The 11,813-nt window shown below is 65.0% G+C and carries 13 protein-coding genes; 10 read left to right on the top strand and 3 right to left on the bottom strand.

What is annotated here, in order from left to right; translation table 11 throughout:
- Window positions 1–26: 26 nt before the first annotated feature.
- Together RAC97_RS12160 and RAC97_RS12155 are read right to left on the bottom strand one after the other, a co-directional pair.
- A complete protein-coding gene (locus tag RAC97_RS12160) occupies window positions 27–1,349 on the bottom strand; it encodes an APC family permease (RefSeq protein ID WP_375102200.1) in 1,323 nt (440 codons plus the stop codon).
- A 103-nt stretch (window positions 1,350–1,452) separates the two neighbouring features.
- A complete protein-coding gene (locus RAC97_RS12155; RefSeq protein ID WP_375102199.1) occupies window positions 1,453–2,274 on the bottom strand; it encodes a carbon-nitrogen hydrolase family protein in 822 nt (273 codons plus the stop codon).
- A 120-nt stretch (window positions 2,275–2,394) separates the two neighbouring features.
- Here RAC97_RS12155 and RAC97_RS12150 point away from each other — a divergent pair, with 120 nt between their 5' ends.
- Window positions 2,395–3,180: a response regulator transcription factor gene (locus RAC97_RS12150; RefSeq protein ID WP_375102198.1), complete on the top strand. Its 786-nt coding sequence runs from the start codon at window positions 2,395–2,397 to the stop codon at window positions 3,178–3,180.
- 68 nt (window positions 3,181–3,248) lie between these two features.
- Here RAC97_RS12150 and RAC97_RS12145 read toward each other — a convergent pair whose 3' ends face one another.
- Window positions 3,249–4,127, bottom strand: a complete 879-nt coding sequence (locus RAC97_RS12145; RefSeq protein WP_379671490.1) for a LysR substrate-binding domain-containing protein — start codon at window positions 4,125–4,127, stop codon at window positions 3,249–3,251.
- Between the two features lie 135 nt (window positions 4,128–4,262).
- Here RAC97_RS12145 and RAC97_RS12140 point away from each other — a divergent pair, with 135 nt between their 5' ends.
- From RAC97_RS12140 to RAC97_RS12100, 9 genes are all read left to right on the top strand, one after another.
- Window positions 4,263–4,661 carry a RidA family protein gene (locus tag RAC97_RS12140; protein WP_375099527.1) on the top strand — a complete coding sequence of 133 codons (399 nt, stop codon included), beginning with the start codon at window positions 4,263–4,265 and terminating at the stop codon, window positions 4,659–4,661.
- A gap of 1 nt (window position 4,662) precedes the next feature.
- On the top strand, window positions 4,663–5,766 hold the full coding sequence (locus tag RAC97_RS12135) for an NADH:flavin oxidoreductase (protein WP_375099526.1): 1,104 nt from the start codon (window positions 4,663–4,665) through the stop codon (window positions 5,764–5,766).
- A 175-nt stretch (window positions 5,767–5,941) separates the two neighbouring features.
- A complete protein-coding gene (locus tag RAC97_RS12130) occupies window positions 5,942–6,106 on the top strand; it encodes a hypothetical protein (RefSeq protein ID WP_375099525.1) in 165 nt (54 codons plus the stop codon).
- Between the two features lie 126 nt (window positions 6,107–6,232).
- On the top strand, window positions 6,233–7,150 hold the full coding sequence (locus RAC97_RS12125; protein WP_375099524.1) for an FHA domain-containing protein: 918 nt from the start codon (window positions 6,233–6,235) through the stop codon (window positions 7,148–7,150).
- Window positions 7,147–7,509, top strand: a complete 363-nt coding sequence (locus tag RAC97_RS12120; RefSeq protein WP_375099523.1) for a hypothetical protein — start codon at window positions 7,147–7,149, stop codon at window positions 7,507–7,509. Before RAC97_RS12125 ends, RAC97_RS12120 begins: the two co-directional genes overlap by 4 nt.
- Window positions 7,506–7,844 carry a tetratricopeptide repeat protein gene (locus RAC97_RS12115; protein WP_375099522.1) on the top strand — a complete coding sequence of 113 codons (339 nt, stop codon included), beginning with the start codon at window positions 7,506–7,508 and terminating at the stop codon, window positions 7,842–7,844. Before RAC97_RS12120 ends, RAC97_RS12115 begins: the two co-directional genes overlap by 4 nt.
- Window positions 7,841–9,976, top strand: a complete 2,136-nt coding sequence (sctV, locus tag RAC97_RS12110; RefSeq protein ID WP_375099521.1) for a type III secretion system export apparatus subunit SctV — start codon at window positions 7,841–7,843, stop codon at window positions 9,974–9,976. The genes RAC97_RS12115 and sctV overlap by 4 nt, the downstream gene beginning before the upstream one ends.
- Window positions 9,977–9,990: 14 nt before the next feature.
- A complete protein-coding gene (locus RAC97_RS12105; protein WP_375099531.1) occupies window positions 9,991–11,283 on the top strand; it encodes a type II and III secretion system protein family protein in 1,293 nt (430 codons plus the stop codon).
- 103 nt (window positions 11,284–11,386) lie between these two features.
- Entirely contained in the window at window positions 11,387–11,806 is a 420-nt protein-coding gene (locus RAC97_RS12100) for a hypothetical protein (RefSeq protein ID WP_375099520.1), read from the top strand.
- The last annotated feature ends 7 nt before the right edge of the window (window positions 11,807–11,813 follow it).

The raw sequence follows: 11,813 nt of genomic DNA, 5'->3' as shown, positions 1-11,813 counted from the left end.
GAGCAGAGCAAGCGAGGCGAGAGCAGTCAGGCTTCCTCGAAGTGCAACTGCGGCGGCTGCCTACGGAAACCACCCGTCAACACCGCCAGGTACAACACCCCAACGGCCAGCCACCCCAACCCCAGGTAAATCGCCAAATGATCGAGACTGACCATCAACCACAAGTCCGCCGCCAACCCCACCAGCGGGAACACCAGAAACATTAACGTCCCACGCAACCCACGCCGCCCCTGGCCGATCCAGTAATGAAAGACCACCGACAAATTCACCAGACTGAACGCAAGGAACGCCCCGAAGTTGATAAACGAAGTCGACGTCGTCACATCCATCCGCAACGCCAGCAACGCCACCACACCACACAGCACGATGCTGCCCACCGGCGTACCAAAACGCTCGCTAAGCCGACCGAAGAACCCCTTCGGCAACACCCCATCACGCCCCATGGCGAACAGCAACCGCGAAGCACTCGCCTGGGCAGAAAGACCCGACGTGAACTGCCCCACGATCAGCCCAATCAGGAACAAGCTGACGAACACATCGCCACCGATGTTTCGAGCGATCTCGTAGGCCGCCGAGTCAGCATTCTCGAACGCACTGGAAGGGTGGGCGAGCTGCACGAAATAGCTCGTCGCAATGAAGATACAGCCACCGATCAAGGTAATCAGCAAGATCGCCCGAGGGATGTTCTTGCGCGGCTCATGCGTCTCCTCGGTCAGCGTACTCACCGCATCGAAGCCCAGGAACGAATAGCAGGCGATCGCCGCACCACTCATGATCAACGGCAGCTGCACACCCTCCTTCAAGAACGGCTCCAGCGACCACAGCGGCTTGCCCCCATCGCCCAGCACATAGTGCACCGCCAATACCACAAACGCCGCCAGCACCAGGAACTGCACCAGCATCAACACCCCATTGATGTTCTTCGCCAGGCGCAGGCCAACCACGTTGATGGCCGTCGTCACACCGATGAACGTCAGCACCCACACCGCCTGGGGCACCTGCGGGAACGCTGAGTGCAGGTAGGCCGCGCCGATCAGCCAGATCGCCATGGGCAGGAACAGGTAGTCCAGCAGCACGCCCCAGCCCGCCAGGAACCCAAGCTTCGGGCTGATGGACTGGCGCACGTAGGTATAGGCCGAGCCGGCCACCGGAAAGGCTGCGGCCATGCGGCTGTAGCTCAGGGCCGTGAACAGCATGGCGATGGAAGCCACCAGATAGGCCGAAGGCACCAGCCCGCCCGTGGTGTCGGCGAGGATGCCGAAGGTGCCGAGGACGATGATCGGGGTCATGTAGGCGATGCCGAACAGCACCACCGCACCCAGGGAAAGGGTTCGCTTGAGTCGAGCCATTACTGCGTACTCCAATTTATGTTTGTTATGCAGAGTCGAAATCGACGCAAAGGCGGCATCCCTGGCCGCAAAGAGCTTTTGTAGTTTTCTCTATCAACGCAGCTCAGGGGGCGATGACCAGCTCACGCAACCCGCTGCCGTGCTCGCGTACTTCGCCCGGCAACACGAAACGCCGTTCGCTCAGGTAGCTGTAGTCGCGCCGCGCTACCTCCAACTGCTTCAGGTCAAGCGTCATGCCCAGCCGGCATTCCTCGCGCCCGGCCTCGCACAGCACCTGGCCATAGGGGTCGACCACCGCACTGCCGCCGGCGAACACCAACCCGCCATCACCCTCGCCAACCCGGTTCACCATCACCGCGAACGCCTGGTTCTCCATGGCTCGGGCGCAGATGGCGGTGCGGTGCGTAGGGCCGTAGGGGTCCATGTTGCCGTTGGTCACCAGAATCAGCTCCACGCCCAGCTGGCCCAAGACCCGCGCGCTTTCGGGGAACTCGATGTCGAAGCAGATCAGCAAGCCCACCCGCACGCCCTTGAACAGCGTGGTGGCGTAGCGGTCGCCGGGGTCGAACAGGCCGCGATCTGAGGCCCACAGGTGGGTCTTGCGGTACTTCAACGCGATGCCGTCGGCAGTCACCAGCAAGGTAGTGTTGTAGAACCGGCCATCATCGGCGGCTTCAGCCATGCCCAGCACCACACCGACGTCACGGGCTTTCGCAGCCTGCTGCACGGCGCGCACACTGGGGCCATGCAAAGGCTCGGCGACCTGGGCGACATTGACCTCGGTGGGAAAGCCCATCAACTGGGTCTCGGGGAACACCACCAGGTCGGTGCCCGCAGGGCAGGCGTGGATTGCCGCCAGGGTGCGCTCCAGGTTGTAGGCGGTGTCGCCATCGCGACCGGCCAGTTGCACGAGTTCGACCTTCATTGCAGCTCCTGTACGTAGACATGACCGTACGACCAAAACCGGTCAGAATGCGCCGAGTATGCAGTTGGCCATCGCGCCTGGGTAATTACGCCCATGTGGTAACCCAACAGGGGTAGAGGCATGAACCTTTCGCTACAGGACCTGGCCTGGCACCGCGGGGTAGGGCAGTTGATCGAAACCTTGGATACGCCAGGCTTCTGGCTTGCCCAGGTGCGCCTGCTAAAGCGCTACGTGCCGTTCGACAGCTGGGTGGCGTTGCTGTTCAGCAATGGCCGCCCCCAGGTGTTCGCCGAATGCGCTGCCGAGGATGGCGGCCCCGACCCGCTGTTCCAGGACTACCTCAAAGGTCTCTACCTGCTCGACCCGTTTTACATCGCCAGCCGCGAAGCGCCGGGCAGCGGGCTGTTCCAGTTGGGCGACGTGGCCCCGGAATGTTTCGAGCAGACCGACTACTACCAGCGCTATTTCCGCCTCAATGTGGTGGCCGACGAAGTGCAGTTCAATGTGCAACTCGATGCCGAACGCACACTGTGCCTGTCGCTGGGCAGCAAGGGCCGTTTCACCCCGGAGCAGGTGGCCTTGCTCGAGCTGTTGCGGCCATGGGTGGCGGGCCTGATGCGCCAGCGCATGGCGTTCGAACGTGAATTGCTGGAACAGGCCAGCGCCCCGGCGCCGCGTTGGCAAAGCCGACTTGAGGAAACCGTCGAGGCACTGCAAACACCCCTGACCGCGCGCGAGCTGGAGGTGGGGCGCTTGATGCTCAGCGGCTGCTCGAGCAAGGAAATCGCCCGCAAGCTGGCGATTTCCGCCGAGACGGTGAAAGTGCACCGCAAGCACATGTACAGCAAGCTTGGGATCAAGTCGCAGTCGGAGCTGTTTTCGTTGTTCTTGCAGGCGCAGGGGTAGGGCGCGGGAGAGCGATAGGGGTGTTTGCGGGTCTGCGCTTTAGTTTTTCAGTGCACTCATTGCAAGGCTTACCCCTCACTCTGCCCCACCAGCCAGGCAGCCACCGCTGCCACCGCCCCGCCAGTCTCCCCCCGCCGCGTCAGCAGATGATGCCGAAACCCGGTAATGGTCTGCTCGAACGGTTGCACCAACTGCCCAGCCGCCAGCTCATCGCGTACCAGCGCCAGGCTTACCAACGCCACCCCTTGGCCCGCCACCGCCGCCTGTATGGCATGGCTCTCATCGGAAAAACCCAGCAGCGGCGCCTCCTTCGGCTCATCCAGCCCCGCTTCGGCGAACCAGCGCGCCCAGGTCGGGTTGTCACGGTGCTTGCGTCGCCACTGGAAGTCGATCAGCGGACGCTGCGACAGGTCGCTTACCGATTCGACCTGCAGCAGCGGGTTCGCCACTGGCGCGAAGCGATCGGCGAACAGCGGCACCACGTCGAAGCCGGGATAGGGACCCTTGCCGTAGCGGATCGCGATATCGACACCAGCGGCATCCAGGTCGACCACCTCGTCGGACGCCTGAAGCTGCAACGCAATCTGCGGATGCTGGGCATGAAACGCGGTGACCCGAGGCACCAGCCAGCGCGCGGTGAACGCCAGCGTCGCCGACACCGTTACCTGCGCACGGCCTTGCCGGGGCGTGATGCGCTCGATCACCCGGACGAACGCATCGAAGCCTTCGCGCAGTACCGGGTAGAGCCGAGCGCCGGCATCGGTCAGCACGACCTTGCGTACGCGCCGCTCGAACAATGCCAGCCCCAGGTGCTCTTCCAGTGCACGTACCTGGTGGCTGATGGCCGTGGGCGTGACCGAAAGCTCATGGGCGGCCTGCTTGAAGCTGCCATGTCGGGCGGCGGCCTCGAAGGCGCGCAGCGTAGACAACGGGGGGAGGCGCCGCATGGCTGAAATTACCTCATCTATCGGGTGATAATTGAACGTTTGTCGGCCTGGCCGTGAACGTCGATCTTATAGCTCTACACATGACCCCGGAAGCCACCTTCGGCAACTGGCAACCTCACGTACTGGAGCAAGACGATGAAACTCGAACGTGTTATCACCACCCCCGACAATTACGCGCCATACCTGCTTTCACAAGGCATTCGCTTCGGCAACCTGCTGTTCGTCTCCGGCCAGGCCGGTGCTGGCGACGACGGCAAGATCGTCGAGGGCGGCTTCCGTGCCCAGGGCGAGCAGGCCTTCGCCAACTTGCGCCGTGCGCTTGAAGCCGGTGGCTCGAGCCTGGACCAGGTCATCAAAGTGACCATCTTCGTGACTGACATGAATAACTTCAATGACGTCATCGAACTGCGTCGCCAGTTCTTCAGCGCCCCCTATCCGGCCGATACCATCGCCGAAGTGCGGGCGCTCTATCACCCCGAGGTGATGATCGAGATCGAGGCCATCGCGGCCGTTCCAGCGGCGCAGGGGCACTGACATGAGCGCGACCACCCAGCTGTTCGAACCGCTGAAACTCGGCGCGCTCACGCTCGCAAACCGCATGGCAGTCGCGCCCATGACACGGGTCAGCGCCACGCAATCAGGGGACGCCACGGCGCGCATGGCGCTGTACTACGCAAGCTTCGCCGAGGGCGGCTTCGGCCTGGTCATCACCGAGGGTATCTATACCGACGAGCGCTGGTCGCAGGGCTACTTTCATCAGCCGGGCCTGGCCAATGTCGCGCAGCGCGAGGCCTGGCGGCCGGTGGTGGAACGTGTCCACGCAGCTGGCGCACGCATCGTCGCCCAATTGATGCACGCCGGGGCGCTTTCCCAGGGCAACCGCTTCGTCACCGATACCCGCGGCCCTTCGGCCAAGCGGCCGGTCGGGCAGCAGATGGGCTTCTATCGTGGAGTTGGCGACTACCCGCTGCCGCAGGCCATGACCCAGGCCGAGATCGACGAAGCGGTTGCAGGTTTCGCGGCAGCCGCGCTGCGGGCGCGGGAGGCGGGTTTCGACGGCGTGGAAATCCATGGCGCCAATGGCTACCTGCTCGACCAGTTCCTGACCGAGGGCGTGAACCTGCGCACCGACGGTTATGGCGGCGAAGTCGCCAAGCGACTGCGCATCACCCTGGAAACGGTAAAGGCGGTGCGTGCCGCAGTGGGCGACGACTTCATCGTTGGTTTGCGCAGTTCACAAGGCAAGGTCAACGACTTCACGCACAAGTGGCGCGGCCAGGAAGAAGCTGCCGACATCTACGAGCTGCTCGGGCAACTGCCGCTCGACTATCTGCACACCACCGAGTTCGAGGCCTGGCAACCCGCGTTCGAGCAAGGCCTGAGCCTTGCGGCCCTGGCCAAGCGTCATGGCGGCCTGCCGGTGTTGGCCAATGGCTCGCTGCACGACCCTGAGCGCGCCGTCGCCTTGCTCGCCTCGGGCGAGGCCGACATGGTCACCCTGGGGCGCGGCGCCCTGACCCATGCCGACTGGCCGCAGCGGGTGCGCAGCCTGGCTGCGATAGACACCTTCGACCGCCGGATACTCTCGCCGCTCGCCGACCTCGACAACGCCGACCGTCTCAAGGCAGACGCTCGTTAAAACGCTACTCGCCGCCTGCGCTTCATGACCTTTCACAACGTTTCACAGCAGTGGCCGAAACCGGCTGCCTAACATGAGCCCCGTTCCGCAGAGCTCACTGCCCTGCGGCACAGGCTTCACTTTAGCCGCGACGCGGCCTATGAACCTACCCCCCCCCCCTCGAAGGAGTTTCACGATGAGCAACGTACCTCCAGCAAGTTCCGGCGGCGGCGCTGATGCATCCATCGCCAAGATGGAAGCCACCTTCAACATGGCTATCGAGAAGTCGGCAAAAATCACCGAGGTGACCACTGCGAAAAAGGCTGAGCTCGACGCTACCAAGCAACGTCCGCAGAACTGACGTTGGCGTGCGGGCGGTGCTTGTGCCGCCCGCGCACCCCTTGCAGCGAATGCGTTACCCAGAAGAATTCCATGCCAAGGCTGCTGACACCTCGCTGTCGGCGGGCTTCACGGTGGTGATCCGCCCATGACCGTTCTTGCCTCTCCCGTTTCCATCAGTGGCCGTGCAGCATCGGCCAGGCCTGTGCTCAGCATCACCCAAGGCCTGCACCAGGGCGGTCGCATCGTTCTGGAGGGCACGCGCCATACCCTGGGCAGCAGCGCCGATGACGATTTCATTCTGACCGACCCAGGTATCGCCCCTGGGCACCTGGCGTTGTGCCTGGACGATGACAAGGTCGCCGTCGAGGCCCTGGCGGGCGAGGTGGAGGTCGAGGACCGCCTGGGGCGTTCGACCCGGGTGCCTCTGGGCAGTGGCTATCGCGGCCGACTGCCGCTGCGCATCCGCCTCGGCGAAGCACGGCTGTGCCTGGATCCGCCAGCGCCCAGGCGCACTGCATCCAGCCAGCGTCCGGCCGGCTTCGCCAGGCCAAACCTGTTGCTGGCGTTGGGGCTGATGTTCATCTGCGCCTTCGCCTTTGCCTTTCGTGGCGAAAGCGAAATTTCCCAGGTGAACAGCGTTTCGCCAGTGCCGCGTGCGCCACAGCAGGCCACGCTCAGCGATGCCCGTTCGTGGTTCGAGCAACAACTGCGCGTCAACGGCTTCAATGGCGTCAATGTCAGCGAAGCCGGCGGCCAACTGGTCGCCAGCGGGCGCCACGAGGCGGCCCAGAAAAGCCGCTGGGTCGAGCTGCGCCAAGCCTTCGACCAACGCTTCGGCCAGCAGGTGATGCTGCACAGCCAGGTATCCGTACATGCCGACGTCGCCAAGCCAAGGGTGTACTTCCAGGCCGTGTGGTTCGGCGAACACCCCTACGTGGTCGGCGACGGCGGCAAGCGCCTGTACCCCGGTGCGGAATTGTCCGATGGCTGGCTGCTGGAGCGCATCGACAGCGACCAGGTGGTGCTGGCCAGGGGTGAAGAACGCTTCACCTTGACCTTATGAGAGTCGATCCTCGGCCACTGCTGCCGACGCCTTCCGAGAAAGCCTCCGCTGTCGCGGCGGTGCGCCCGGTACAGGCGCGTGCCAATGCCCGCTTCGAGGCGCTGCTGGGCAAGCGTGGGCAGGCTGGCCGTCGCTCGTTGCGTGGCGAACTGGAGCAGGCCCTGGGCTGCGAGGCGATCAACCCCGAGCTGTTCGCTGGCAACCGTGCGCAGGCACTTCTGCAATACCTGCTGGACGAAGTGCTGCCCGGGCTCGATACCGAACCTGAAGTGCGCGTACTGGCCGAAGACCTGCTGCGCGAAGAGGTGCACCTGCGCCAGTCGCTGGCCCAGCAACGTGCCGAGGTGCAGCAACCATGAAAGCGCGCGAACACCACGACAGCATCGAGTTGCTCAAGGGCCTGGGCGACCTCTACCGGCGCAGTGGCCAGGCACAGCGGGCCCTGGTGATGTTGCTGATTGCCGCACAGATGGCGCCCAGCGACGGCGCACTGCTGCGCCAGCTGGCCATGGCCTTTACCGACAGTGGCGATGCCGAGCGCGCGCTCAACGTTCTGGACCGCGCGGTGGCCCAGGAAGGCGATTCGGCTGCCTTGCTGCTGCTGCGTAGTCACGCCCTGTGGCGCGCCGCGCGCAAGGACGAGGCACGCCAGTGCTTCAAGCGCTACCTGGCGGCGCGCAAGGTGGCTACATGAGCCTGCTCGAGCGCCTCAACGGACTGGCCCGCGCAGCCTCGCAGCGCAGCGACGTGGTCATCGTGTCGTTCATGCTGATGGCCATCGCGATGATGATCATCCCGCTGCCGACCTACCTGGTCGACACCCTCATCGCCCTGAACATCACCCTGAGCCTGCTGATCCTCATCGTCGCCTTCTACATTTCCCATTCGGTGGAGTTCTCCGCGCTGCCGCCGCTGATCCTGCTGAGCACCCTGTTCCGCCTGTCGCTCTCGATCACCACCACGCGGTTGATTCTGCTCGATGGCGATGCCGGGCATATCGTCAAGGCCTTCGGCGATTTCGTCATCGCAGGCCAGGTGGTGGTGGGCCTGGTGGTGTTCCTGATCATCACCGTGGCGCAGTTCGTGGTCATCACCAAGGGCGCCGAGCGGGTGGCGGAAGTGGCCGCGCGCTTTACCCTCGATGCCATGCCCGGCAAGCAGATGAGCATCGACAACGACTTGCGCAACGGCGACATCGACCAGGCCGAGGCGCGTCGTCGCCGCTCGCGGCTGGAGCGCGAGAGCCAGATGTTCGGGGCGATGGACGGGGCGATGAAATTCGTCAAGGGCGATGCCATCGCGGGCCTGGTGATCCTGGCGGTGAACCTGCTGGGTGGGATGCTGATCGGCATGGTCGAGCGCGACATGCCGTTCGGCGAGGCGGTGCACGCTTATTCGTTGCTCACCGTGGGTGACGGGTTGATCGCGCAGATTCCCGCGCTGTTGATTTCCGTGGCTGCGGGCACCGTGGTGACACGGGTCAACAGCGACGGCGCCAGTGGCGACCTGGGCAGCGAGATCGTACGCCAGCTGGGTGCCAGCCACCGGGCCTTGGCGCTGACCGCGTTGATCCTGCTGGGCGTTGCCCTGCTGCCAGGTTTTCCTGCGGCCGTGTTCATCAGCCTGTCGGCGTTGCTGGGTGGCGCTGCCTTCATGCTGGCGCGGCGCGAGGCGCGTGCGGCTCTGGAGGTTGTGGACGACGAGGTCGTGCCGGTGGAAGAGCCAGAGCCTTTGCCGGCCGAGCCTGTCGCACCGACCAGCAAGCCACTGGATTGCCGTGTGCTGATGGTGCTCGGGCCAGGCTTGGCAGCCAGCGCTCCGACACAGCCGCTGCGCCAGCGTTTCGAGGCGTTGAGCTTCGAATTGCGTGACGAGCTGGGTATCGAGGTGCCCGTGGCTGCCATTCATGTCGATGGACAGTTTCCTGGACAGCGCTTCGTCATCGAGCTTGAAGGCGTACCGGTCAGCGAGGGCGAGCTGCCCACCGACTGCCTGCTGCTACGCGACGACCCGGTGAACGCCGAGCTGCTGGAAGTGCCGTTACTTGAGGCCGACTCGCCGCTGACCCGGCGCAACGCGCATTGGGTCGAGCGCTCGCACCAGTCACGCCTGGAGCAGGCCGGCGTGGGCTTCATGCTGCCCGAGGAACTGCTGCGCGCCGTGCTGGAGCGCACCTTGCGCCGCTACGCCGCGGATTTCCTCGGCATCCAGGAAACCCGTGCCTTGCTCGAGCGTAACGAAGGCAGTTATGGCGAGCTGATCAAGGAGGCACTGCGCAACCTGTCGCTGCAGCGCATGGCCGAGGCCTTGCGCCATCTGGTGAGCGAGGGTGTGTCGATCCGCAACCAGCGGGCGCTGCTCGAAGCGATGGTCGACTGGGGCGGGCGCGATGCCGATGCCGGGCAGTTGGCCGAGCACCTGCGCGCGGCGCTGGCGCGGCAGATCAGTCATCAGCACGCCGACCGCAACCGGGTGATCAGTGCCTTGGTGATGGCGCCCATGCTCGAGCAGCAACTGCGCACCGCCCTGCGTCGCCAGGAGGCCGGTAACGACCGCATACCTGAGCAGGCCAACCGTGGCTTGCTCGCACAACTGCGCCAGGCCTGCGAACGCCTGCCTGATGACCGCCGCAGCGTGCTGCTGGTGCATCCGGAGCTGCGTCGACACCTGCGCTGGCTGGTGCTGCGCGGCGACCTGGAGCTGGCGGTGCTGTCGTTCCGAGAATTGGCAGGCGAGTACAACGTACAGGCCGTCGGCACCCTGGAACAGGGTGAAGGCCAGGCACGACGCGACACCCCTGTCACTTCCACGGCGAGTGCTTCATGAACGGTTTCCTGCGTATGGCGTTTTGTGTGGGCCTGGTGCTGGCCGGGCTGGCCTGGTCGCTTTCAGTTGCCGCCCAGGACCTGGCACCGGGCAGTCGTGGCACCGTGGACCTGGCCGCTGGCGAGGGACGCATTCTGCGTTTTCAGGCCCCGGTGGCCTCGGTATTGTTGGCCGAACCAGGCGTGGCCGACCTTCAGGTGGTGTCGGCCGGGGTCATCTACCTGTTCGGCAAGGCCCCAGGGCAAACCAGCCTGATCGCCCTCGACGAGGCGGGCACGCAACTGGCGGTGCTGGGGGTCTCGGTGAACAGCCCGACCCAGGCCGTGAGCCGCCCGTTGCAGGCGCTGCACCCGCAAAGCGGCGCCCAGGTCAGTGCCGTGGGCAACCAGCTGGTGGCCAAGGGCAGTGTGCAGAGCGTGGGCGAGGCCAGTGACCTGAATGCCCTGCTCGACAACCAGGCCCAGGTGCCGGCGCTCAACAGTGCCACCTACCCAGGCGCCGCCCAGGTCAACATCCGTGTGCGCTTCGCCGAAGTGTCGCGCTCCGAGCTGCTGCGCTATGGCGTGAGTTGGAACGCGCTGTTCAACAACGGCACCTTCTCCTTCGGCCTGCTCACCGGCGGCAGGCTGGCTGCCGACGCCGCCAGCGGCGCTTCGAACGTGATCAGTGCCGGCCTGAGCTCGGGCAACGTGAATGTCGACGCCATCCTTGAGGCACTGCAAGGCAACGGCATCCTGGAAATTCTCGCCGAGCCCAACATCACCGCCATGACCGGGCAGACCGCGAGTTTCCTGGCCGGCGGCGAGGTGGCGGTACCGGTGCCGGTGAACCGCGACCTGGTGGGGATCGAGTACAAGCCCTTCGGTGTGTCGCTGCTGTTCAGCCCGACCTTGCTGCCGAATGGGCGCATCGCGTTGCAGGTGCGCCCCGAGGTCAGCAGCCTGATGGGCTCGGAAGCGACCGAGGTGGCCGGCTACCGGGTGCCGTCGTTCCGCGTGCGGCGCGCCGACACGCGGGTCGAAGTGGGCAGCGGCCAGACCTTCGCCATTGCCGGACTGTTCCAGCGCGAGAGCAGCCAGGACGTGGAGAAGGTGCCGATGCTGGGCGACATGCCGATCCTCGGCAACCTGTTCCGCTCCAAACGCTTCCAGCGCAATGAAACCGAGTTGGTAATCCTGATCACGCCGTACCTGGTGCAGCCGGTACGCCAGCGCGACCTGGCCACGCCCATGGACCCCATGCCCGGCGCTACCACGGCGTCGGCGGGGCCGCGCAGCGGCGGCAAGTTCGGCTTTTACATGAATTGATTCGAGGGTGTGCATGGACGTGTTGCAACGCAATTTGGGCGAGGGGCGGTGTGTCGAAACTGCCGGCCTGTTCGCGGGCAAGCCCGCTCCTACAGGTGTAGCGTTGTCCTTGAGGACGTCGCGAACCAGGGCGAAGCCCTGGCCATTCGCTGCCGTTCTGTTGGTGCTGTCGAGCGGCTGCCAGACCCACCTGCCTCCGACTTCCTACTCGGGCGATTTCCAGCGCCAGGCCCACAACGGCGCCCTGGTGCCGGTGGAATGCCTCACGCCCGCTGCCGAGGATGCCTTCGACCTGGGCGAGGACTTCGTCCCGCTGCTACCTCCAGGCTGCGCCAACAACCTCACCCTGATGCGCATGGTCGAGCAACCTGCCGACCTGTCCCAGGGCCGTCCGACTGGCCCGACCATGGCCGCGCCCGTGGGCCGTGCCGCACAGGTGTATATCGAAGGCTACGACCGCGCCGAACTGCGTCGTCGCCAGGAAGAACAACAGTCGCGCGCCGACACGCAGGAGCGCCGATGAACCGGTC

Source organism: Pseudomonas sp. LS_2 (genome assembly GCF_042709235.1).
Taxonomy (GTDB): Bacteria; Pseudomonadota; Gammaproteobacteria; order Pseudomonadales; family Pseudomonadaceae; genus Aquipseudomonas.
Note: the sequence above shows the minus strand (reverse complement) of the source record. Positions and strands in the feature narration are given on the sequence as shown.

Coding starts and splice junctions, on each gene's coding strand:
- RAC97_RS12150 (WP_375102198.1), top strand. CDS start 2,395: ATGAACCTTTCGCTACAGGACCTGGCCTGGCACCGCGGGGTAGGGCAG.
- RAC97_RS12105 (WP_375099531.1), top strand. CDS start 9,991: ATGGCGTTTTGTGTGGGCCTGGTGCTGGCCGGGCTGGCCTGGTCGCTT.
- RAC97_RS12125 (WP_375099524.1), top strand. CDS start 6,233: ATGACCGTTCTTGCCTCTCCCGTTTCCATCAGTGGCCGTGCAGCATCG.
- RAC97_RS12160 (WP_375102200.1), bottom strand. CDS start 1,349: ATGGCTCGACTCAAGCGAACCCTTTCCCTGGGTGCGGTGGTGCTGTTC.
- RAC97_RS12145 (WP_379671490.1), bottom strand. CDS start 4,127: ATGCGGCGCCTCCCCCCGTTGTCTACGCTGCGCGCCTTCGAGGCCGCC.
- sctV (WP_375099521.1), top strand. CDS start 7,841: ATGAGCCTGCTCGAGCGCCTCAACGGACTGGCCCGCGCAGCCTCGCAG.
- RAC97_RS12115 (WP_375099522.1), top strand. CDS start 7,506: ATGAAAGCGCGCGAACACCACGACAGCATCGAGTTGCTCAAGGGCCTG.
- RAC97_RS12135 (WP_375099526.1), top strand. CDS start 4,663: ATGAGCGCGACCACCCAGCTGTTCGAACCGCTGAAACTCGGCGCGCTC.
- RAC97_RS12155 (WP_375102199.1), bottom strand. CDS start 2,274: ATGAAGGTCGAACTCGTGCAACTGGCCGGTCGCGATGGCGACACCGCC.
- RAC97_RS12140 (WP_375099527.1), top strand. CDS start 4,263: ATGAAACTCGAACGTGTTATCACCACCCCCGACAATTACGCGCCATAC.
- RAC97_RS12120 (WP_375099523.1), top strand. CDS start 7,147: ATGAGAGTCGATCCTCGGCCACTGCTGCCGACGCCTTCCGAGAAAGCC.
- RAC97_RS12130 (WP_375099525.1), top strand. CDS start 5,942: ATGAGCAACGTACCTCCAGCAAGTTCCGGCGGCGGCGCTGATGCATCC.